Source organism: Nocardioides acrostichi, from assembly GCF_015319165.1.
Taxonomy (GTDB): domain Bacteria; phylum Actinomycetota; class Actinomycetes; order Propionibacteriales; family Nocardioidaceae; genus Nocardioides; species Nocardioides acrostichi.
Genome location: NZ_JADIVZ010000003.1, coordinates 1 through 19,973 on the forward strand (window position 1 = coordinate 1; position 19,973 = coordinate 19,973).

Annotated in this window: 22 protein-coding genes; 14 read left to right on the forward strand and 8 right to left on the reverse strand. The window is 64.7% G+C overall.

Annotated features, from left to right (window positions below):
- Window positions 1-159 precede the first annotated feature (159 nt).
- From ISG29_RS07805 to ISG29_RS07830, 6 genes are read left to right on the forward strand one after another with little or no spacing between them, the layout of a single operon-like run.
- Window positions 160-861 carry a TatD family hydrolase gene (locus tag ISG29_RS07805; protein ID WP_194502869.1) on the forward strand — a complete coding sequence of 234 codons (702 nt, stop codon included), beginning with the start codon at window positions 160-162 and terminating at the stop codon, window positions 859-861.
- 48 nt (window positions 862-909) lie between these two features.
- The gene (locus ISG29_RS07810) at window positions 910-3,603 is read left to right on the forward strand and encodes an ATP-dependent DNA helicase (RefSeq protein WP_194502870.1); all 2,694 of its coding nucleotides are present in this window, start codon (window positions 910-912) and stop codon (window positions 3,601-3,603) included.
- Window positions 3,604-3,646: 43 nt separating this feature from the next.
- Entirely contained in the window at window positions 3,647-4,969 is a 1,323-nt protein-coding gene (locus ISG29_RS07815) for a DUF6884 domain-containing protein (protein ID WP_194502871.1), read from the forward strand.
- A complete protein-coding gene (locus tag ISG29_RS07820; protein WP_194502872.1) occupies window positions 4,966-5,991 on the forward strand; it encodes a PDDEXK family nuclease in 1,026 nt (341 codons plus the stop codon). The genes ISG29_RS07815 and ISG29_RS07820 overlap by 4 nt, the downstream gene beginning before the upstream one ends.
- Before the next feature lie 38 nt (window positions 5,992-6,029).
- A complete protein-coding gene (locus ISG29_RS07825) occupies window positions 6,030-6,695 on the forward strand; it encodes a hypothetical protein (protein WP_194502873.1) in 666 nt (221 codons plus the stop codon).
- A 1-nt stretch (window position 6,696) separates the two neighbouring features.
- Window positions 6,697-7,974 carry a DUF3883 domain-containing protein gene (locus tag ISG29_RS07830; protein WP_194502874.1) on the forward strand — a complete coding sequence of 426 codons (1,278 nt, stop codon included), beginning with the start codon at window positions 6,697-6,699 and terminating at the stop codon, window positions 7,972-7,974.
- Window positions 7,975-7,994: 20 nt separating this feature from the next.
- Here the strand turns inward: ISG29_RS07830 and ISG29_RS07835 are convergent, their stop codons facing one another.
- Window positions 7,995-8,507 carry a hypothetical protein gene (locus tag ISG29_RS07835; RefSeq protein ID WP_207792896.1) on the reverse strand — a complete coding sequence of 171 codons (513 nt, stop codon included), beginning with the start codon at window positions 8,505-8,507 and terminating at the stop codon, window positions 7,995-7,997.
- 559 nt (window positions 8,508-9,066) lie between these two features.
- Here ISG29_RS07835 and ISG29_RS07840 point away from each other — a divergent pair.
- From ISG29_RS07840 to ISG29_RS07855, 4 genes are all read left to right on the forward strand, one after another.
- Window positions 9,067-9,462, forward strand: coding sequence for a helix-turn-helix domain-containing protein (locus tag ISG29_RS07840; protein WP_194502876.1), 396 nt, complete (start codon window positions 9,067-9,069; stop codon window positions 9,460-9,462).
- Window positions 9,463-9,582: 120 nt separating this feature from the next.
- Entirely contained in the window at window positions 9,583-10,677 is a 1,095-nt protein-coding gene (locus ISG29_RS07845) for an ABC-three component system protein (protein ID WP_328828650.1), read from the forward strand.
- Entirely contained in the window at window positions 10,674-11,144 is a 471-nt protein-coding gene (locus tag ISG29_RS07850; RefSeq protein WP_328828396.1) for an ABC-three component system middle component 2, read from the forward strand. The genes ISG29_RS07845 and ISG29_RS07850 overlap by 4 nt, the downstream gene beginning before the upstream one ends.
- A gap of 27 nt (window positions 11,145-11,171) precedes the next feature.
- Window positions 11,172-13,007: a hypothetical protein gene (locus ISG29_RS07855; protein WP_194502879.1), complete on the forward strand. Its 1,836-nt coding sequence runs from the start codon at window positions 11,172-11,174 to the stop codon at window positions 13,005-13,007.
- On the opposite strand, the gene ISG29_RS07860 is transcribed toward ISG29_RS07855, so the two are convergent.
- Window positions 13,004-13,228 carry a helix-turn-helix domain-containing protein gene (locus ISG29_RS07860; protein WP_194502880.1) on the reverse strand — a complete coding sequence of 75 codons (225 nt, stop codon included), beginning with the start codon at window positions 13,226-13,228 and terminating at the stop codon, window positions 13,004-13,006. The two genes, ISG29_RS07855 and ISG29_RS07860, sit on opposite strands and share 4 nt — an antisense overlap.
- Window positions 13,229-13,793: 565 nt before the next feature.
- On the opposite strand from ISG29_RS07860, the gene ISG29_RS07865 reads away from it, so the two are divergent.
- Both ISG29_RS07865 and ISG29_RS07870 read left to right on the forward strand, forming a co-directional pair.
- Window positions 13,794-14,099 carry a nucleotidyltransferase family protein gene (locus tag ISG29_RS07865; protein ID WP_207792897.1) on the forward strand — a complete coding sequence of 102 codons (306 nt, stop codon included), beginning with the start codon at window positions 13,794-13,796 and terminating at the stop codon, window positions 14,097-14,099.
- Window positions 14,089-14,448, forward strand: a complete 360-nt coding sequence (locus tag ISG29_RS07870) for a HepT-like ribonuclease domain-containing protein (RefSeq protein ID WP_194502881.1) — start codon at window positions 14,089-14,091, stop codon at window positions 14,446-14,448. Before ISG29_RS07865 ends, ISG29_RS07870 begins: the two co-directional genes overlap by 11 nt.
- A gap of 374 nt (window positions 14,449-14,822) precedes the next feature.
- On the opposite strand, the gene ISG29_RS07875 is transcribed toward ISG29_RS07870, so the two are convergent.
- Both ISG29_RS07875 and ISG29_RS20750 read right to left on the reverse strand, forming a co-directional pair.
- Entirely contained in the window at window positions 14,823-15,443 is a 621-nt protein-coding gene (locus tag ISG29_RS07875; RefSeq protein ID WP_235958856.1) for a GyrI-like domain-containing protein, read from the reverse strand.
- Entirely contained in the window at window positions 15,403-15,636 is a 234-nt protein-coding gene (locus tag ISG29_RS20750; protein WP_235958860.1) for a MerR family DNA-binding transcriptional regulator, read from the reverse strand. Before ISG29_RS20750 ends, ISG29_RS07875 begins: the two co-directional genes overlap by 41 nt.
- Before the next feature lie 101 nt (window positions 15,637-15,737).
- Between ISG29_RS20750 and ISG29_RS07880 the strand changes: the two genes are divergently transcribed.
- Window positions 15,738-16,109: a nuclear transport factor 2 family protein gene (locus tag ISG29_RS07880; RefSeq protein WP_194502882.1), complete on the forward strand. Its 372-nt coding sequence runs from the start codon at window positions 15,738-15,740 to the stop codon at window positions 16,107-16,109.
- 394 nt (window positions 16,110-16,503) lie between these two features.
- Here ISG29_RS07880 and ISG29_RS07885 read toward each other — a convergent pair whose 3' ends face one another.
- Together ISG29_RS07885 and ISG29_RS07890 are read right to left on the reverse strand one after the other, a co-directional pair.
- On the reverse strand, window positions 16,504-16,974 hold the full coding sequence (locus tag ISG29_RS07885; protein ID WP_194502883.1) for a MarR family winged helix-turn-helix transcriptional regulator: 471 nt from the start codon (window positions 16,972-16,974) through the stop codon (window positions 16,504-16,506).
- Window positions 16,971-17,933: a quinone oxidoreductase family protein gene (locus ISG29_RS07890; protein WP_194502884.1), complete on the reverse strand. Its 963-nt coding sequence runs from the start codon at window positions 17,931-17,933 to the stop codon at window positions 16,971-16,973. The genes ISG29_RS07885 and ISG29_RS07890 overlap by 4 nt, the downstream gene beginning before the upstream one ends.
- A 241-nt stretch (window positions 17,934-18,174) precedes the next feature.
- Between ISG29_RS07890 and ISG29_RS07895 the strand changes: the two genes are divergently transcribed.
- Entirely contained in the window at window positions 18,175-18,579 is a 405-nt protein-coding gene (locus tag ISG29_RS07895; protein ID WP_194502885.1) for a hypothetical protein, read from the forward strand.
- Between the two features lie 357 nt (window positions 18,580-18,936).
- Here ISG29_RS07895 and ISG29_RS07900 read toward each other — a convergent pair whose 3' ends face one another.
- Entirely contained in the window at window positions 18,937-19,311 is a 375-nt protein-coding gene (locus ISG29_RS07900) for a fluoride efflux transporter FluC (RefSeq protein WP_194502886.1), read from the reverse strand.
- Complete coding sequence (locus ISG29_RS07905) at window positions 19,308-19,817, reverse strand: fluoride efflux transporter FluC (RefSeq protein ID WP_194502887.1); 510 nt, start codon at window positions 19,815-19,817, stop codon at window positions 19,308-19,310. The genes ISG29_RS07900 and ISG29_RS07905 overlap by 4 nt, the downstream gene beginning before the upstream one ends.
- Between the last annotated feature and the right edge of the window lie 156 nt (window positions 19,818-19,973).

The following is a 19,973-nucleotide window of genomic DNA, read 5'->3' on the forward strand; positions in this document are numbered from 1 at the left end:
TGGGACAAGGCCATCGGTGGTTCTCCTTCAGTGCGTGACTTGGTCGTTTCACACCGAAGATTCCGCCGATGGCCGCCTACTTCACGCCACCACGCCGGTCCTCAAACCCCACCACTCCACGGGACTCTCCTCCCGCGCACGCTCGAATCCCTCGGGGCGGTGGTCTTTGTTGCCACCCGGAGCGCCGAGGAGTTCGAACAGGCTCGCAGGAGAACCGATGCGGTGACCGTCTGGGGTCTCGGCTGTCATCCCGGCGTTGCCGCAGCGCAACGCGCTTACGATGCCGATCGGTTCGCTTCGCTTCTTGCGTCCACCGCGTATGTCGGCGAGGTCGGGCTGGACGGCACGTCACGCGCCCCAATGGAGGAGCAAGCTGCAGTCTTCGCGTCGGTCCTTGAACAGATGGCAAGGACGCCACGACTCGTATCCGTGCACAGTCGGCGCGCGGCGGCGCAGACCCTCGATCTCATCAAGGCATCGGGCGCACGAGGCGTGATCCTGCATTGGTGGCTCGGGTCGGCTGGTGAGACGAGGCGGGCCCTCGAGCTCGGATGCCTGTTCTCCGTCAACCGCAGCATGGACGTGTCGAAGCTGAAGGCCTCAGGGGTTCCGCTGAATTCGATTCTTCCGGAGACTGATCACCCAAGCGGCAATCGCGGCGGCGACCCGAGCCAGCCCGGCGCGACGTTGGACGTCGAACAGGCACTCGCTCGTCTGTACGGCACGACAGCCGAGGCTGTCCGACTGCAGTCCTGGAGGATCCTCGCTCATGAGGTCGATACCCACGGTGTGCGCGAACTCCTGCCGCCTGTCGTGCAGGCCATGCTTGCGCACGCGAGATCGACGTCAGGGTGGGAATAGGAACGGACTGGATGCACGCCAAGATGGCGGCAGAACGGGGAAGCCAACATGAGCACGGTAGATCAGCAGATTCAGAGTGCTGCTGATGCGATCTCGGCCAACATCTCGGCACTCAATCACGACCGACCCCTCCTGGCACAGAACATTCTGAGCCAGCTCCGCAACCTCATCGAAGGCGTCGCGGTCAGGCTTCACGTAGGTCGCGGCGACGGCGAGTTTCAATACTCGGCTGTAGGGGCGGCCATGGCCCACGTTGGGGGGAGGGGGCAGCTCAACTTCCTCTCGCGCTTCCACAAGCTGCTGCAAATCAGCGCATCGCACTACACGATGGGTGGCGATCCGTCCGAGCGCCTGATGCTGAAGTACTTCGACTACCTGCTGCGCACCCGGGACGTGGTGAACACTCAGTTCGGGCTCACGATCCTGGACAACCTCGAAGACTTTCCCGTCGACCTGGATCCGTCGCTCCGCGAGTACCACCAGAAGATCGCCGGGCGCCTCAAGGCAGCACAGGCAGGCCCGCCGAGCCAGAACCGCAAGGATCGGTACTACATCCACTCGGTGCGGCCGTTCTACGCCGACGGGCACGTCTACTACGAGGTGACCTTCTACAACGCGGTCAACAGGGTCAGCAAGTTCGATCGCATCATCGGGTTCACCGACATCGACATCACCGACAAGTACGCGGCGAACATGGTCCTGGAAAGCGACTCGATCAACGTCCTCGGTCAGACGATGCCGATCACGCTCATCCGGGAGTGGGAGGTGTCTATCCGCCCGTGCGAGTTCGACAACTTCGCGCGGATCCTCGACCAGCCGGTGAAAATGTCCACGGGTAGTTCCGAGTACCGCAACCTGATGCAGTATCTAACCCGCACATCCTCAAGCCTGCTCGACATCGTCGACATGCCGGATGCCGCCTACGGGGCTCTGAAGGCCTGGGCGACCAAGCGATCGAAGCAGCCGCAGATCTTCCCGATGCTTGACCAGGCGCGCCAGCTGAATCAGGCGAACGCTCCCGGGATCAACGTGCTGCGCTACCTAATGCTTCGGATGAACAACCAACTCATCAAACTGCAATACGCGTTCGACGCCTGCACCGGCCTGTCGAATCTCCACCTGGAGCAGGGTTGCCGCCCTTTCGATCGGATGCCGTTCTGCACCTCCTTGTACCGGCATAATCCACGGTTCGCGGACGTCGCGGCCAGTCTCGACATCACGGGCCGAACCCACGAGCTGCTGGCGCGCCGCGTCAAGCGGAACGTAGAGGACCGCGGGCTGCTCTACACACCCGAGTCTGAGTTGATGGATCTGGGCGACGTCGACCAGCTGATCGCGACCTACAACGGGAAGATCTACTACAAGCACACCGGCCGCAGGCTTGTGAAGGACAAGGGCCACGTCTTCATCCGGGACTATGAGGACGGCACGGTCTCGATCATCGAGGAACTGCAGAAGCACGCGGCCACCGGTGTGGCTGGGCACGACAGTGCGGCCCGGCAGTGGCTGGCCCAGACGACTACGGCGACCGACGATCCGCTCAAGGCGCATGCCTTGGAGAAGCTGTTCGTCGACTCGCAGGTGGCACTGATCTACGGCGCGGCAGGTACCGGCAAGTCGACCATGGTCAGCCTGATCGCCCACTACTTCAACGCCAAGGACAAGCTCTTTCTCGCGCATACGAACCCAGCCGTCGACAACCTCAAGCGGCGAGTGAATGCGCAGAACGCAACCTTCAGCACGATCAGCAGCCACATCCGTCGAGGAGATGCGACCAACTACGACGTGCTGGTGATCGACGAGTGCAGCACGGTCAGCAACGCCGACCTACTGAAGGTGCTGGAGCGGACTTCCTTCAAGCTCCTCGTGCTGGTGGGCGATGTCTTCCAGATCGAGTCGATCCAGTTCGGCAACTGGTTCTCCCTTGCTCGCTCGTTCGTGCCGGCATCTGCCGTCTTCGAACTGACCACGCCCTTCCGGACGACGAACACGGATCTGCTTGACCTCTGGTCGACAGTGCGCGACCTGAAGCCCGATATCGCCGAGACCTTGGCGCGCAACAGCTACTCGACGGTACTCGACCAGAGTCTGTTCACTCGGCGCCATAGTGACGAGATCGTGCTGTGTCTGAACTACGACGGGCTCTACGGGATCAACAATGTCAACCGCTTCCTGCAGAGCAGCAATACAGGCGCCGCGACCATCTGGGGTGCGTCGACCTTCAAGGTCGGCGACCCGGTGCTCTTCAACGAGACCGACCGCTTCCGACCGACGATCTACAACAACCTCAAGGGCACGATCGTCGACATCCAGGCCTTCGCTGGGCGCATACAGTTCGACGTCTCGCTCGACACGCCCGTGTCCGCTCTCGACGTCGATGGCATCAACCTGCGCTACGTAAAGGACTCAATCGTCCAGTTCGATGTCTACGAGCGCGGAACCGGCGACGACGATGACGATTCGACGACCGGGACGGTGCCGTTCCAGGTCGCATACGCGGTGTCGATCCACAAGGCGCAGGGCCTGGAGTACGACTCTGTCAAGGTCGTGATCACCGACGCCAACGAGGACGACATCTCGCACAACATCTTCTACACAGCCATCACCAGAGCCCGCCGGAACCTGCAGATCTTCTGGACTCCCGAGACCGAGCACTCGGTCCTGAGCAGCCTGAAGCGAGATGCCAACCGCAAGGACGTGGCGCTCCTGTCGAGTCGTCGTGGCCTGAAGGCGATGCCCTAGTCATGGCTGCAGTGACGGATCTGTGGGGTGTGAGGAGTGGCTGGTGGTAGCGATTTCGTTCACCCTGGCTGGCCGTCAGTTCGACCTTTCGAACGATGACGTTCGGAGCCGGATCGCTCAGCACCACCCTGAACCGGTCGACACCTATTGGGTCGAGATCGACGGCGCCCGCTGGCCTGTCAAACAAGTCCTGGCTCTGGCGACCGGTCTCCCGAAGCGGGACTTCCAGTCGCAGAACAGCCGACGACTGTTGGCAAGGCTCGGCTTCACTATCGGGAGCGGCGCTGCGGCTATCGCCACTTCGGCCGTTGCAACTCGGTCCTCGGAATCGGCGAAGACTGAGCCCGGGACCTCTCCGCAGCAAACCGTCGCGGACGTCGTCCTCGTCGGCTGCGTCAAGACCAAGCTCGACCACGGGGCGCCGGCCAGAGATCTCTACGTCTCCGACTACTTCGCCAAGATGCGCAGCTACGCCGAAGCCACGGGCCTCCCGTGGTTCATTCTGTCGGCTGAGCACGGCCTCGTTGCCCCTGACGATTGGCTCGAGCCGTACGAGCGCTACCTGCCCGACACGACGCATGAGTACCGCCGGGGGTGGGGCGAGAAGGCCGCCGCGCAGCTGCAAGAGGCGATTGGGTCGCTCGACGGGTTGGTAGTCGACGTGCACGCTGGATCTACCTACGTGGCGTCTGCCGAGGGGCCGCTTCGCCGACGTGGCGCTGAGGTGCTCGACCAGCTGGCGGGGCTGTCCTTCGGGCGTCGCCTGTCGTGGTACCTCCAACATGAACCGGGTGCTCCCGTGGCTGCTTCGACGATCCTGACGCAGCTACGCGACCCAGATGCGGCCATGACGCTCGACCAGGTCCGCGCTAGCGGAGGAGCGGGGTTCCGCGTCCCGGGGCTCTACAGCTGGTGGGTGGATGACAGTGGGGCGCTCGACCTCACGAGCGGCCTCGGACACCAAGTCGATCCTGGGCTCATCTACGCCGGCCTGGCCGGAGCGACCAGGAGCGGTGGTTCGTCGTCCTCGAACACGCTCTGGGGTCGGATCGCCACGATGCATCTCGGCAAGAAGCACGAGTTCTCCACCCTTCGCCGTAGCCTGGGATCGGTTCTTGCGAGTGCGTATGGGCAGGCAGCCATCGACGAGGAACAGCTGACTCGGTGGATGCATGCGCACCTGCGCGTGGTTCTGGTGCCGTACCCCGATGTTGACTCCCTTGGTGACCTGGAGACCGAGGTTCTCCTCGAACTCGATCCGCCCCTCAACCTGGCCAAGGTCGAGAAGACCCCGCTGCGCCGGGAGCTGTCGGCGCTGCGGAAGCGCTACGCGGGGAGGTCCGCTGGGCTGGAAGGCGAGAAATGAAGTTCAAACGACGCAACCTTGAGGCACTCGGCGATCTCGTCGTCGGAAACACTGGTCGCGACGACGCCGAGCACGAGGATGAGGCCAAGTACTTCCCGTACCGCTCCAGCAGCTACATCACGGAGTTCTTCCAAGAGCTGGATACGGAGTACCAGCACGACGGGTCGACTCGTCACCGCTGGGTTGCCGACGTGCTGGACGAGATGCTCGCCGAGCCGCACGACGGCCCGACGCATCCACCCGAGACCTTCTGCCGCCTCGTCGACCAGCTCATGAGCCCAGCGGACCGGCTCAACGAAGGTCCGGATCGACCGCGCGCGCTCGCCCAGCTGAACGAGGTCCTCGGGCGTGAGGGCTTCGAGGCGTTCTACGGCGAGGACAACCACTGCTACCTGCGCCACGTCGGCACCCAGGCGGTCACGGTGCTGTCGGCGAACCCGCACCGCCCGTTCAGCAAGGTCGAGATGGAGCGCCGAGAACAGCTTTCTGCCTTCCTCGATGGCTGCAGCGAGGATGATCTGATCGAAGATGTCCTGCTTCCGCTATTTCGTCAGCTCGGCTTCCACCGGATCACGGCGGCTGGCCACAGGGACAAGGCGCTGGAGTACGGCAAGGACATTTGGATGCGCTACACCCTGCCAACTCAGCACGTTCTGTACTTCGGCATCCAGGCCAAGAAGGGCAAGCTCGATGCCTCGGGAGTGACCAAGACCGGCAACGCCAATATGGCCGAGATTCACAACCAGGCGCTCATGATGCTCGCCCACGAGATCTTCGACCCCGAGGTGAATCGGCGGGTACTCGTCGATCACGCGTTCATCGTGGCTGGCGGTGAGATCACCAAGCAGGCGCGCAACTGGCTTGGCAACGCGCTCGACGCCGCCAAACGCAGCCAGATCCTGTTCATGGACCGCGAGGACATCCTCAATCTCTACGTGGTCACCAACCTGCCGCTCCCAGAGGGAGCCTTGCCGCCATCTGTCGCGTCGCCGTGGTCCACTTCCGACGAGCCCCCGTTCTGATGACTACACCAGCAGCCAGCCCCATTCGCGTCTTCGGCGTGGACGTCGGCTCCGTTCGTCGTAAGGGCGGATTCTCCTGGTCGACGGCCGATGCCCAACAGCGCGGACAGGACGACCCGAGCCAACTTGGGGATGCCCTCGTCGCCGTACTCAATCGAGGTGACCGTGTGGCACTGGTGTTTGAGTGCCCGCTGTCGGTCCCCATCCCGGACGTCTCTGAAGCGGGCTGGACTGACCTCGGACGAGCGCGGACGGGCGAGGGCAATCGATCATGGAGCGCCGGTGCGGGCACCGGAGCGCTGGCGACGGGGCTGGTGCAACTGACCTGGGTGCTCCACTATCTGCAGCTACACGCCGACGGAGATGTCAGAGCCACTACGCAGATCTCCGTACTGTTGGCGGGAGCGGCCAATCTGCTGGTCGCGGAAGCCATGGTCACGAGCGACGGCAAGCCCGAACCAGTCGATGGCCTCCAGGATCACGCAGATGCGCTCGCGGCCGCGCGGCGGTTCGAGGAACTCTTGGAGGTGGCTGCTTGTGGCGAGGCCAGCTCCGACGTGGCGTGCGCACCGCAGCGGGCGCTCAACTTGGCCGCTACGGCAGCGCTGCATGCGGGCGTCCTCATCGATCTCGCGGAGCTACAGCAGGAAGTCCTAGTCGCGAAGACTCGCCCGGCGCTCACGCAACCGGAGGGGGATGACTGACGTGGCCGTCAACATCAAGGTCAAGGCGAAGTTCGACATCGATACGGCGACCGACTCGATGGGTCGCACCTGGGCGGGCTGGGACGAAGATGCCTCCGACCAGGACAACTGGGACCACAACCGAGGCCGTCACACGTTCTCAGATCGTGTCGACGACGAGCGCTACGCCACTCTGTCGTACGACGGGCAGATACGGGTGGTCGCCGAGCTGACTGGCCGGCAGCGAGAGTCCAACCCGGGCAAGGCTGCGCAGAAGTGGTCGCTGCAGGGACGCGTACTGCCCCCAGGCGATCCAGTGCGAGAGGCCTTCCTCAGTCTGCCGGCGCCGGCTCACCGCACCCCGATTGAGTACATCGACGACCCCGAGGGCGCCGCGAGTGTGGACGCGTTCCTCCTCACCAACAACCCGAAGAAGTGGGAGATCGATCCGGATCTCCTCGCTGAGTGGATCGACGCGACGGCCGACGGCCATCCCGTGGAGGGCCGGTGGTCGACCGGAGGCACCAAGAAGAAGATCGTCCCCGGTGACCGGGCCTTCCTGCTGCGGCAGGACGTTCCGGCGCGTGGCATCTTCGCGAGCGGCACGTTCACCTCGAGCGTTTTCCAGGCCGACCATTGGGATGGCGCGGGACGGTTGGCCAACTACGCCGACGTTCTGTGGGACACGGTGATCGATCCCGAGTATCCGCTGCCGACCACGGAGTTGCTTGAGCAGCTGCCCGCAGGTCAATGGGAGCCACAGGCCAGCGGGACTCAGGTCAAGCCTGCTGTCGTCGGGGAGCTGGAGAAGCTCTGGGCAGCGCACGTCGCGTCGGTCGGGGGCGGAACCGTCGCGTCGCCAACGGTCACTGGTTCGGCCGGAGAGGGGCAGGGACGACGACTCGACGCCAAGCTCCGCAAACAGATCGAAGACCTGGCCCAGGCACGCCTGACTGAGCGTTACGAGGACGAAGGCTGGACGGTCGAGGACCTCCGGTACGGCAATCCATTCGATGCCAAAGCCACCAAAGGCGGTGACGTGCTCTACCTCGAAGCCAAGGGAACGACCACGGCGGGGGAGAGGGTGATCGTGACGCGCAACGAGGTCGCCTTCGCTCGCGAGCACCCCGGAGAGTGCGTCATGGGCATCGTCTCGGGCATCACGTTGAACGCTGCCGGGGATGTCGACCCTGCGAGCGGCGAGCTGCGGCTCTATGCGTGGGAGCCAGATGATGACGATCTGGTGCCGCTCAGTTTCGACTTCTACCCGCCTGACGAGCAGTACATCGTTGGGGCGTGACCCTGCTGCCGGGCTTCGTCCTACTCAAGATCTCCTTCGGGCGCCCCTGTGGGTTCGGTGGCACCCGGATCCTCGGGATCGCGAGTGGCGGGGTGCGCCGACGCTTCGGGCTCAACTGAGTCCTTACCGCGGACGTACCTGATGACTGGGGTGGCGACAGCGGCTGCTCCCAGGAGGCCAAGGACAATCCACTTACCCTTGCCGGACCCAGGGTTGTTGGCGGCGGCCTTCACACCGGCGACGGCCGAAGTGACGACCTCGGGCGGCGCCGCGGGCAGGATGCCATCCGGGTTCGCCTTGATGCTCGCCTTCAGCGCATCAACGACGTCGTCGTTCCATGTGAGCCAGGACCAGGCTCGGTGCGCGTACCCGCCGTACCCGTTGTCCTTATCGACCCACTTCGCGAACTGCTGCCCGAGTTCGGTCGGACGCCACGCGCCGGGGCCGCCCTCGATGAACCCGTGCTCGTGTAGCAGCACGTTCATCGCAGCACCGCCGCGACCGAAGAACGACCCGAGTTGTGTCGCGCTCATTCCCATGCGGCAAGCCCTTTCCGGTGATTCGACGAGGCAGATCTTGTCGACGGCGTCCCCTCAACGACGTGCCTCATGGAGTCGCTCCCACCGCGAGCACAAGACGCCGCAAGGGTGCCGCAGTCTAGCTATTGCCTCTGCGCGTGATCGACTACGGCCCGTGTCTCGGGTCCTTAGGCTGACGGAACGTCAGTTCGACGTACTCAAGTGGATCGGGGCCAGGTGCCCGCCGCGCGACTGGCCCGACGAGACGCACAAGCACACAGCCCGGGCCCTGGCCAGCCGTGGCCTGGCGCACGTTGGCCGGAAGAACAAGGTCTGGACGGCCGAGATCACCGAGGCAGGGGAGTACTACCTGGCTCACGGTCAGCCCATGCCTCGCCCCGACGCTGAGATGGACGCAGCATCCGACGACGACCCAGCGCGGCCACGAGGACGCGGGCGTCCGCCCGCTGCGCCGCCGACTCCTGACGCGACGGCCCGCCAAATGCGTCGAGTCCCGGCCACCAAGAAGCCGCCTGCCGTCAAGCAAACGAAGCGCGAGATCAAGGAGACCTACATGCGCTACAAGGTCGTCGTCACCAGGGTGCAGGTCGCCGAGCGGTTCATCCGTGCCACCAGCGAGGAAGTTGCTGCCGAGAAGGTGCAGGCTGAGTTCGACCGTCCCTACGGCTACTTCGGATCGTGGAAGACGACCATGTCGGAGATCGATGTCGTCGAGGCCGAGCAGACGACCGTGATTGGGCCGACGCATCTCTCAGCGGATGGCCCGATGCTCCTCAGCCTCAAGGATGCCGCCAAGTCGCTCGGGATCAGCTACTCGACGCTATACCAGATGACCGTCCAGGGCGACATCGAGTGGGTCGCCATCGGGAACTGCAAGTACGTCTCCCGCGAGATCCTCCTGGAGTTCATCAAGGCCAACACCCACCGGGGGTACTACAACGCACGGTGACCTGGACGGGTGATTCATCACCGGTGCCGCCAGGATGCGTTGTACGCAACATCCCGCCGGATGGCGCCGATGCCCCATAGAGTTCTGACAGGACGCGCGGACGAAACGGGGGTGATTGAGATGACGACGTCGACGCAGGATGTCCTGATCTCGGACATGCCCATTCCCTCGGTGGGCCCTCAGCCCACACACACGGGGCCTCCAGTGCCCCCAGCTCAACGAATCTTCTTCTACTCCAGCGGCGACTGGGAGGAGTTCATCAAAGAGTGGGCCCTGGGGCTTCACGAGTCGTACACCCAGGTTAAGCGGCTGGGCGGCTCGGGTGATCAGGGCATCGACGTGGCCGGGTTCAAGTCAGACGCCGGACTGGAGGGACCGTGGGATTGCTTCCAGGGGAAGCACTATGCGGGCCCGATCGCCCCATCAGATGCCTGGCCCGAGATCCTCAAGATGTTTGTCCACGTGGACGCAGGCGACTACGTGCTTCCCGACTCGTACCGCTTCCTCGCGCCTCAGGGGTGTGGCACGAGCCTAAATAGATTGCTCAGTAAGCCAACGAAGCTTCGCGTGAAGTTCCTTGAGGCGATCGCCGACGGCACGAGCCTGACGAGCGGCATGGATGCGGCTCTGTTGAGTCGAGTGCGGAAGCTGGCTGAAGAGTCTGACTTCTCGATGTTCAAGTCCGTCGAGTTGCACGAGGCGCTAGCCGTGCACCAGACAACAGCGTACTACGTGGCGCGCTTTGGTGGCGCCCACTTGCCTGCTCCTTCGGCGTTCTCCGAACCCCCGAAAGAGCTGGGTGATCACGAGGTCAACTACGTCTCGGAGCTTCGAAAAGTCTATGCCGAGTCATGTTCAGACGATTTGACTGATGCGGCCACCTTCGGCTCGCATCCGCGTTTTGGGGACCATTTCAAGCGCCAGAGATACTCGTTCTATGCCGCCGAGTCTTTGCGGATGGACGCTCGTGACGCGGTGCCGGAGGGCACGTTCGAGCGTCTCCAGGACGACGTCCACGACGGAGTGATCGAAACCTCGTCCGCGGAGCACGGGTCGGGGATGAAGCGTCTGACGGCGGTCCTGGAGCACTCGACGCTCGTGGATCTCACCTCCCATCCGCTGGTGTCTTGGGCCGGTCCGCAGGCGCGCAAAGGGATCTGTCATCAGCTTGCCAACGACGAGCGCCTTACTTGGACGCCAGGTGAGCAGTCGTGAAGCCACTAAACAGTCCTGTCGAGGTGGGTCTTCGAGTGCTGATGCTGCTGAAGGAGGCGTTCCCTCAGCGACTCGACCTCAACCAGCTGGTCCTCCTGGATCATTCGCTACTTCACAGCGCCGATCTCGGTGGGCCTGAGAGCCTTCACCCTGCGGTGCCGATCCGAGCCGGCGAGTTGGGCATCAAGCGTGAGGCGATTGAGGCCGGCCTCGAAGTCATGGTTCGTGCTCAACTCGCACACGCTGGCGTCGGAGACGGAGGAATCGAGTTCTGGGCGGGCGAGTCTGCGGATGGGTTCACTGCGCTGCTTGTGACGGACTACGCCCACGACCTGCACACGCGAGCGTCCTGGGTCGTGAATCACTTCGGCGACCTCGACCAAGGCGCGCTCCGCACTGCGCTGTCGTCCGTGGCGATGCATTGGTCCGAGGAGTTCGCGCACACCGCCGACGAGGAGCTGAACTAGCCAATGCTCCAGTTGAGACTTCTCCACTTGACCTTTGTCGGCAGCTCTGTCGAGCCGGCAACCGTCGAGTTTGGTCCGGCAGTGACCCTGGTTCGCGGGCCGTCTGACACTGGCAAGTCCTTCATTGTGGACGCGATCGACTTCATGCTGGGCGCGAATGCACTGAAGGAGATTCCCGAGCGAGAGGGTTACTCGACAGTGCTCCTCGGGATTCAGCTGCCGAATGCGAGCACCGTCACCCTGAGCCGGTCCGTTGACGGCGGCAACTTCGGGGTGTTCTACGACGACGTCCGCAGCGGACCTTTGGGTGTTCCCGATGACACGTTGGCGGCGAAGCACAACCCCGCATCCCTTGCGAACCTCTCCAGATACTTGCTGGATGCGGTTGGGCTCGACGGCCGCAAGGTCCGCAGAAACGCACGTAACGAAACCGACAGCCTGAGCTTCAGGAACGTCGCGCACCTTTGTGTCGTAGACGAGACGCAGATGCAGGCCGAAGTGTCTCCGCCGCTCACAGGGAACTACGTCACCAAGACCAAGGAGATGTCTGTCCTGAAGGTCTTCCTTCAGAACGAGGATGATTCCGGTCTCGTCGCAGTCGAGTCCAAGTCCGACTTGGCGAAGCTCAGCAGCGCCAAGGTCGACGTCGTAGACAGGCTGCTCCAGGAGATCGAGGCCCAACTTTCCGACACTCCCGAGGCATCGGAACTCCGAGATCAACTGGCTCGACTCAACGCAACGATCGACCAGCAGAGCGGCTCGATCAGTCAGCTGGTGGATCGTCGTTCGAGCATCACGAAGGGCCTGGGTGACGAGCAGCGGCGTTTCGCGGCTTACGAGTCCGAGTGGGGTGACACCACTGCGCTCAAGAACCGATTCAAGATTCTCGATCAGCGGTACTCGTCTGATCTCGCACGCTTAGCCACTGTGCGTGAGGCGGGCACGCTTCTCGGCTACTTCACGGCCGGAACTTGCGCGTTCTGTGGTGCAGAGCCCGCCGATCAGCACAAGAACACCGAGTGCGAAGGCGACACCACGAGCTTCGGGGCTGCAGTCGATGAGCAGGCTAGCCGCACACGAGCGCTCGCCGAGGACCTGCGTGCGACCATCGAGGACGTCGATGGCCGTCGACAGGAACTCCGACGACTGGCCGGTCAATCGCAATCGACCCGGCAACAACTCGAGTCGGACTTGGCGCAACTAGAGGAAGCGCTTGCGTCGGACCACGGAGAGCTCAAGGAGTTGGTCAGTAAGCGCACCTCGATCGAGCGCTCGTTGAGCCTCTACGACCAAGTCGAGTCGCTGGAGAAGATGAAGCGCATCGTCGTCGATGAATCGACGGCCGAGACTGCTGCTGTTGCCGCCACGGTGAGCCTTCGCGCACAGCGTGAGTTCTCGGTTGAACTCTCAGAGCGGCTGGCGGCATGGGGATACCCAGACGCCGACCATGTTAGATACGACGCCCTCTCCCAGGACGTGGTGGCGGGTGACCAGCTACGGGCAGCCCACGGCAAGGGCGTGCGTGCGATCTTGCACGCAGCCTTCAGTCTCAGCCTCGCGAAGTATTGCTCGGATCGCGAGATCCCCCATCCCGGCTTCGTCGTCCTGGATACACCGGTTCTCACCTACAGACCGCCCGACCAAGACCCGTTGGCCGACGGGGAGCCGCCACGCCATGTGGTGGACGGGTTCTACCGCGACATCCAACGGAATGCCACGGGCCAGGTCATCGTCATGGAGAACACTGACCCGACGGAGCCTCTTGATGAGCAGACGGTAGATGTTGTCTTCACTGCTCGGGAGTATGGGCGCTACGGCTTCTTCCCTGTGCGCCCAAATGGCGATTCGGATGGATCTGCCTAATTGCTGGATGTGCATCTGTTGGCACGGGTGATGATCGCGCGCACCGTCTCCACGTGGATTCCGTAGGCCCGCGCGAGCTCCTTCTTGAACGCGCCATCGCGGTGTCGCTGGACGAGCTCGGCCTGCAGACTGTCCGACAGGCGGACTTGGCGCTGCTTGCTCGGAGAGGGCACGCTTCCGGTAGATGCGCGGCTGACCTGGGATTTCTTGCCGTCGAGCATCCGCTGCAGGGCGACGGAGGGGTTCGATAGTTGTCCTGTTAGGTCCACCGGTGGGAATCGGCCCGTAGCCAGCAGAAACGCAGGCTGCGGGCCTTGTTCGTTCTTGGGTCGAAGTGGCCCGGATGCAGTGGGGGTGCAGTTCGCTGGTGTTAACTGGCGTGCGCAAGCGCTCGTCTTGCCCCGTCTGCGAAGTGGTGAGGGTGTGACCGCCTACGCAGCGGCAGTTGGACGTCGGCACGCGGCACCTCAGGGTCTGCGGCCGAGCCGGATGGTGGTAGGACGATCATCGTCAGATCTTTCCGAACCGAGGTGGTTCGCCTACGTGTGCATGGACAGAGGGGCTCTGTCCTGACCGTCCCTGCTCCAGGCGTCCGAACCCGCCTGATCGTCTCAACCGATGAGTTCGACCCCACCGGGTTGAGTGCTGTCTGGGTGGACCTCGTCGCCGTCGAATACTGATGTCATCGGGTCGCCGGACGCAAGTACGTGCCTCGGAAAGCGTGTCACGCGGCTGCCCCGACCGGATGTCTGCCGCGATGGGCGCTGATCTGGGAGACTCGTGGTCGTGGACACCACGCTTACTCTCGATCACGGCGCGATCATGCGCGCCTGCGAGCGGCATGGCGTGGCGCGGCTTCGGGCGTTCGGGTCCGTGGTCACGGGTGGGTTCGATCCAGTTCGAAGCGATGTCGACTTCCTTGTCGACTTTCTCCCCGAGGTCCGCGATCTGCTGGGCAACTACCTTGCGCTCAGGGATGACCTGGAGCGAGTCATGGGTCGGAAGGTCGACCTGGTGATGTCGGACGCGGTGGAGAACCCCTACTTCGCGGCCGAGGCTTTCCGATCTGCCGAAGACGTGTATGCAGCCTAGGTCCGCCGGGCTGTTGTGGGATCTGGCGACGGCCGGAAAGCGGATCCAGGGTTTCATCGCGGGCAAGACCTGGGGTGACTACGACAGTGACCTGCTCCTGCGATCTGGTGTGGAGCGGCAGCTCGAGATCGCTGGTGAGGCCATGAGTGTGCTGCGCAACCTCGACCCTGAGACGACGGAGCGCATTCCCAACGTGCACAAGCTCGTGGGCATGAGGAACATCCTGATCCACGGGTACGCGGAGGTGAACAACCTGACCGTCTGGCGGACCGTGACCGAGGATCTCGACGAGGTTGTCGCGGCGGCCACGGCGCTGTTGGTCGAAGCAGGCCCGCCAGCCATTAGCTGACGAAAGTCGGCACAAACTCGGCACTTCAGCCGCGCCGAGACATTCCGACGGCACCGCGGTCGCCACGACATGCGCAGTACTCTTCAAACGCGACAACCCAACCCTGCTTGGAGGTTGACGCCAGATCGACCGAGTTTGAGGGAGATTCTCCGAAGAACGTGGGAGTGCCTGAGCGCCCCTGCTGGGAAGAGAAGGTCCGGGGTTCGAATCCCCTCAGCTCCGGTGAGTTCCGGACGGTCGGCTTGGCGAAGGGCGAGGGAGAGGACACCTCGTTCATCCCGCCGCTGGAGATCGGGATGCCGATCGCGCACGCCGCCCAGCGGATCGTCGATTCCGACCGTTCGGCAGCAGCATCCGCCGTCGACGAGAACCCATCACCTCCTGCTGATGCGGAAGATCGGCCAGCCGATCTCGGTACGCCACGTTGTCTCGGCGTCGTTGTCGCGGGGGCCGACGAGGTACGTCTCGTGGACGGGGCCCGCGACGACCAGGGCGTGGTCGACGACCCACTGCCCGAGGCGTCCGTAGGTCTCGGTGATGTCGTCGTGGCTGCCGGAGTGTACGGCGACCGCGAGTTCGATTTCCGGTAGGGAGACCGTCTCGACCCGGCCGGTAGTGACGATCTCCTGGACCGGGTAGAAGACCATGACCTCACCGCTGCCCTCGGTGAACAGCTCGTTGGCATAGCGGCCGGCGGGTGTCCCGAGTCGGTCACCTGGAGCCACGGCCGCGTCCAGGTCTCGCATCGCGGCGTCGTACCAGGCGTTGACGTCGTCACGGCGAACCGTTCCGCTGACGGCTGCCACGGTGCGCTCTGGCACGAGCCGCAGCTCGATCGCCAGTGCCTCGGCGTCGGGGCGCAGGAGCCGCTGGAGCGCGACGACCGCGGCGCGAGTGCGGTCGAGCTCGCCTTCGAGCCTGCTCAGGTGCCCCGCCACGAGATCGGCACGGCGATCAGCGTCGTCGGTGGAGAGGATCGCCTTGATCTCGGGCAAACGGAAGGTTGAGCTGGCGCAGCCGGTGGATGACCTGAGCCGGTGGTATCTGATCCGGTGAATAGTGGCGATAGCCGGTGAAGGGGTCGACGCTGGCAGGTTGGAGTACTCCGGTCTCGTGGTAATGCCGCAGCGTGCGGATGCTCAGATGCGTCAGGGCGGCGAACTCCCCGATCGTCAGTCCGGAACTCATCCAGAGACGATGCACTCTCTCCCAGGGGGAGGGTCAAGCGACCTCGACATGCCCGCCCTCGACTTGACCCTCCCGCTACGTGAGGGCCGAACCTCGCAGGCATGACCACCATCGACTGGAACAACACGACCCCGATCGACCCCGCCGACCTGCCCGCGGTGATCACGAGGCACATCGCCGCCCATCACGCCCACGACATCGATGCGGAGATGGCCTGCTTCGGGCAGGGGGCGACCGTCACCGACGACGGCCAGACATATACCGGAACCGCCGAGATCCGTGCCTGGCTGGGACGCGCGACCAGCGAGTACTCCTACACGATCGAGGTCGCCGGCGCCTCGAGGGCCGACGTGCTGCACTACGACGTCGTCCAGCGTCTTGAGGGCGACTTTCCTGGCGGCACGGTTGATCTGCACTACCGGTTCACGCTCGCCGACGGCTCCACTGTCGTGGACCTCCAGATCGGTGTCTGATGCACGTGATCGACCGGCTCCCTGCGCCCCGGCCGAAAGGCCGGTGCCTCCGGCCGGGACGCTGCGTGCAGGCAGTGGGGCAGCGTTCCTGGTGCCGCCCAGCTACGGGCTGATGCTCACCACCGCACCGGAGGGGGCCCGGTGGTCGCTGAGCATCGTCTCGAGGGTGGTGGCGAAATCGGTCAGGTACTCAGCCGTCAGGGCCACGGTGCCGTAGAACGTCTCGATTCTCTGCTCGACCAGTCCGGCGTCTTCGCAGCGGTCGCAGAACAGCGGGCCCTTGGGGTGGGTCCAACGCCCTGGCTCTTTCAGCGTGCCGCTGGTCAGGGTGTGGGCCAGTTCGGTGACCCGGTTGTGGGCGGGTGGGGCGAAGGTCAGGTTCCAGAGACGACGATCATGCCGACGGCCCGGTGCCGAGAGCGAAGGCAGCCGCTGGGCCGTCGACTAGATACTGGTGCTCGCCGAGCATGGCCGAGCGCAGCAGCGGGCGAAGGGACTGGTGTACCTCGTCTCGTACCTTGTCGGCGAGCTCGAGTCCGACATCGGTCATGGCGACGATGGTGGCGCGGGCATCATCGGGGTCAGTGCTTCGCTCAAGGAGTCCGCGCTGTTCGGCTCGGCTGATCAGTCCCGACATCGTTGACTTCTCCAGGCCGAGAAAGTCGGCTAGGACCGCGATCCGTGGAGTGCGATCCCGCAGGATGCCGAGCGTGCGCAGCTGGGTCAAGGACAGATCGTGTTTCGCGGCGACGCGGTTCAGGACGGATGTCACCGTGAACGCGGTCTGCACCACTGCGTCAAGCAGTTCCTCATCGTCGCCGAGGTCGAGCGGGGCGTCTGTCGTGGTGCTTGGTGAGGTCGTCATGGGTTCACGATGACCAGACGCTTGGTGCTACTGGTGTCGGCCCAAGCAGTCTCAACATCTTTGAGGGCGACTTCTTCTGCTTTGCCGGAGTCATCGAAGGTGCCTTTGAGGATTTCCTTGGCGAGGACACCGATCTCGCGACGGTATCTGTGGTGGGGGACCGATCCTTGGCCTGAGCCGATGATCTGCAGGTTGACCGCGCGGAGGGCTGCTGAGGGGATCGGTGATTCGAGTCCTGCTACGGAGCCGATCTGGATCCAGGTGAGCTCCTGCTCGTCACTGGCGCGGTTCGGGATGATGGCATGGAGCGCGTCTCTCGTCGGCTCACCCCACACAAGGTCGACGACCACGTCGACCGACTCTCCGGCGCCGGCGAGATTGCGCTTCACCTCGCCAGGGTCACCGGCCAGTTCGATCACGCGAGTCGCTCCCAACCGGGTCAGGTCGTTCATGCTGTCGGCGCCCCGGCCGACCGCGACGATCTGGCTGGCCCCCAGTCGCTTGGCGACTTGGATGGCGGCACGCCCGGCGTTGCCGGTGGCGCCGAGGATGAGCACACTTTGACCCCGACGGAACGTGATGCGCTGACGCAGCGCCACCCATGAGGCCATGGCCGGGTTCATCAGCGCAGCGATCTTGACCGCGTCGGCGCCCCTGGGCAACGGTACGGTGCGGCGCATGTCGACGGCAGTCCGCTCTGCCATGGCGCCCTTGTTCGTGTCGGGCAGCAGGAAGTAGATCAGCTTGCCGTTGGCGAGCTTGCCCACACCATCGATACCGGGGATGAGTGGCAACTCGTCCGTGCTCGTGTAGTGGCTGCCCGCTGCCTGCGAGCGGACCCTCGGCGAGACAGCGGAGGCGAGTACCTCGACGACCTCCTCGCCCCTGCCGGCCACCGGCTCGGCTGCGTCTGTGTGACGGGGCGCTTCTCCCCAGGTGGTGACGACTGCTGCTTTCATGGCGAGGCTCCCTTTTGGTTCGTAGTACCACCTATTATGGATGGCAATACGAACTAATGCAAGGCGGTCTCGGTCCTGGTCGAAGCGGCCCGGCGGTCTTCGGTGCTCGAGAGCGGATCGACGTGTCGTGGGACGCCAAGAAGCCAGACCGGGGGCCCAAGCCTGCGCGTGCGAGATGGGCCTCTGCCCCAGGCGGTTCGGGGTGATCCGCCGGAGCGCATCTCGCCCTTGACTGGGTGTCATGCGCCACCGCGTCGCCTTCGCGGCGTCCTATCGTCTGGCCGCCTTGCCGTTCGGCATCACCCCGCAGCGGTGCTGGGTCGAGGTCACCACCGCCGCGATGCGGGTGCGGTACGGGCTCTGGAGCCTGGAGACGCCGCTGACCAACATCACCGGCACCGTGCGCAGCGGCGGGTTCTCGTTCGTGAAGACGGCCGGCCCGCCTCATCTGTCGTTCGCAGACCGCGGCGTGTCGTTCACCCCGAACGGCGACGACGCCCTGTGTGTCTCGTTTCGCGACGCGGTGCCGGGCATCGATCCGACCGGTCTGCTGCGGCGGGTGCTGAGGCACCCCGGCGTCACGCTCGGCGTCGAGGATCCCGAGCGGTTGCGCACGGATCTGCGCGATCAGGGCGCCACCGTCTAGGAAGCAGGGCACAGCGCGTCGCAGGCGGCATCGTCGGGCGACGCAACGACGTCGCTGAGCCCGACGGTGCCTGAGAAGGAGACGTAGGACCACGAACTCGGCTCGCTCACGTGCAGCCCGATTCGGGGGTCACGGCGCATGGTGGCCGTCTTGGCCCGATCGTGGGTGACCGAGACGTGGAGGGCCCCGTCGTAGACGGCTTACACGATGTCGTTGGACTGCGGGCTACCGTCCGCCTTCGTCGTGACGAGCACGGCGTGCTTGCGCGAGGACGGCCAGTCGAGCGCGTCGGCCAGGTCCAGGCTCCTGGCATCGAGCGTGCCACGGGCGCGGTGCCCACCGTGGGCGCGGCTCGCGTCAGGCGAACGACGCGACGGCCAACGCCGCGGCCAGGACAGCGGTGCCGAGCCCCGCGACGACACTGACGCCGGCGTTGGTCGCGGCGAAGCGGCGCGAGCCCGTCTCGGCCAGACGCAGGGTCTCGAACGAGAAGGTCGAGTAGGTGCTCAGGGCGCCGGCCAGGCCGACGCCGACGAGGGCCTGCAGCGATTCCGGCACCGCGGTGACCGTGGTGGCGCCAACCAGAAAGCCGAGGATCGCGCAGCCGAGCATGTTGGCGCTGAACGTGCCCCACGGGAATCCGGTGTCGTGGCGCGACTGCACGACGCGGTCGACGGTGTAGCGCAGCGGTGCACCGACCATGGCACCGACGATCACCATCGCCCAGGTCACGATGCAGCCTCGGTTCGGTCGAAGACCGCGAACCGGGTCAGCGTGACGCCGACCCACACCGCGGCCACCGCGGCGAGCACCGTGCCCGCGGCGTAGAGCAGCGCCGTCCCGGAGGTCTGTGGGGTCAGCAGCCTCTGCAGGTCGACGGTGGCGCTCGAGAAGGTCGTGAAACCACCCAGCACACCCGTGCCGAGAAACGGGCGCACCAGATGATGGGTGGTGAACCGCTCGCTCACCAGCACCATCAGCACGCCCATCAGGCCGCACCCGACGACGTTGATCCAGAACGTGGTCCAGGGGAAGTGGCCAGTGGGGGTCGGCCAGAGGAGGCCGGCCCCGTACCGCGCGCACGCGCCGACGGCACCGCCGAGGGAGATGGCAACCAGGATCTGGGCCTGCTCGCGACGGACGACGCCGGGGCTGGAGTCGTCCCAGGCGACGTCCGCGGTGTCCGGATCGGTGGGTTCGGACTGCCAGCCGCCCTGGGGCCGGGGCTTCGAGGACACAGCTCTCCTACCGTCGATGTCAGGTAGGGACTGTTGGCGGCCGTGGCCGCGGTTGTCGGCGAGCCCCACCGCCGTCCGGCTCAGCCTAACCGACGAGCCCGGACACGGCCGTGGCCCGGCCTCCCTCGAGCCGGGCCACGATCGCGCACCGAGCGC

Coding starts and splice junctions, on each gene's coding strand:
- ISG29_RS07810 (WP_194502870.1), top strand. CDS start 910: ATGAGCACGGTAGATCAGCAGATTCAGAGTGCTGCTGATGCGATCTCG.
- ISG29_RS07820 (WP_194502872.1), top strand. CDS start 4,966: ATGAAGTTCAAACGACGCAACCTTGAGGCACTCGGCGATCTCGTCGTC.
- ISG29_RS07835 (WP_207792896.1), bottom strand. CDS start 8,507: ATGAGCGCGACACAACTCGGGTCGTTCTTCGGTCGCGGCGGTGCTGCG.
- ISG29_RS07840 (WP_194502876.1), top strand. CDS start 9,067: ATGCGCTACAAGGTCGTCGTCACCAGGGTGCAGGTCGCCGAGCGGTTC.
- ISG29_RS07845 (WP_328828650.1), top strand. CDS start 9,583: ATGACGACGTCGACGCAGGATGTCCTGATCTCGGACATGCCCATTCCC.
- ISG29_RS07860 (WP_194502880.1), bottom strand. CDS start 13,228: ATGCTCGACGGCAAGAAATCCCAGGTCAGCCGCGCATCTACCGGAAGC.
- ISG29_RS07870 (WP_194502881.1), top strand. CDS start 14,089: ATGCAGCCTAGGTCCGCCGGGCTGTTGTGGGATCTGGCGACGGCCGGA.
- ISG29_RS20750 (WP_235958860.1), bottom strand. CDS start 15,636: ATGAGTTCCGGACTGACGATCGGGGAGTTCGCCGCCCTGACGCATCTG.
- ISG29_RS07880 (WP_194502882.1), top strand. CDS start 15,738: ATGACCACCATCGACTGGAACAACACGACCCCGATCGACCCCGCCGAC.
- ISG29_RS07885 (WP_194502883.1), bottom strand. CDS start 16,974: ATGACGACCTCACCAAGCACCACGACAGACGCCCCGCTCGACCTCGGC.
- ISG29_RS07890 (WP_194502884.1), bottom strand. CDS start 17,933: ATGAAAGCAGCAGTCGTCACCACCTGGGGAGAAGCGCCCCGTCACACA.
- ISG29_RS07895 (WP_194502885.1), top strand. CDS start 18,175: ATGCGCCACCGCGTCGCCTTCGCGGCGTCCTATCGTCTGGCCGCCTTG.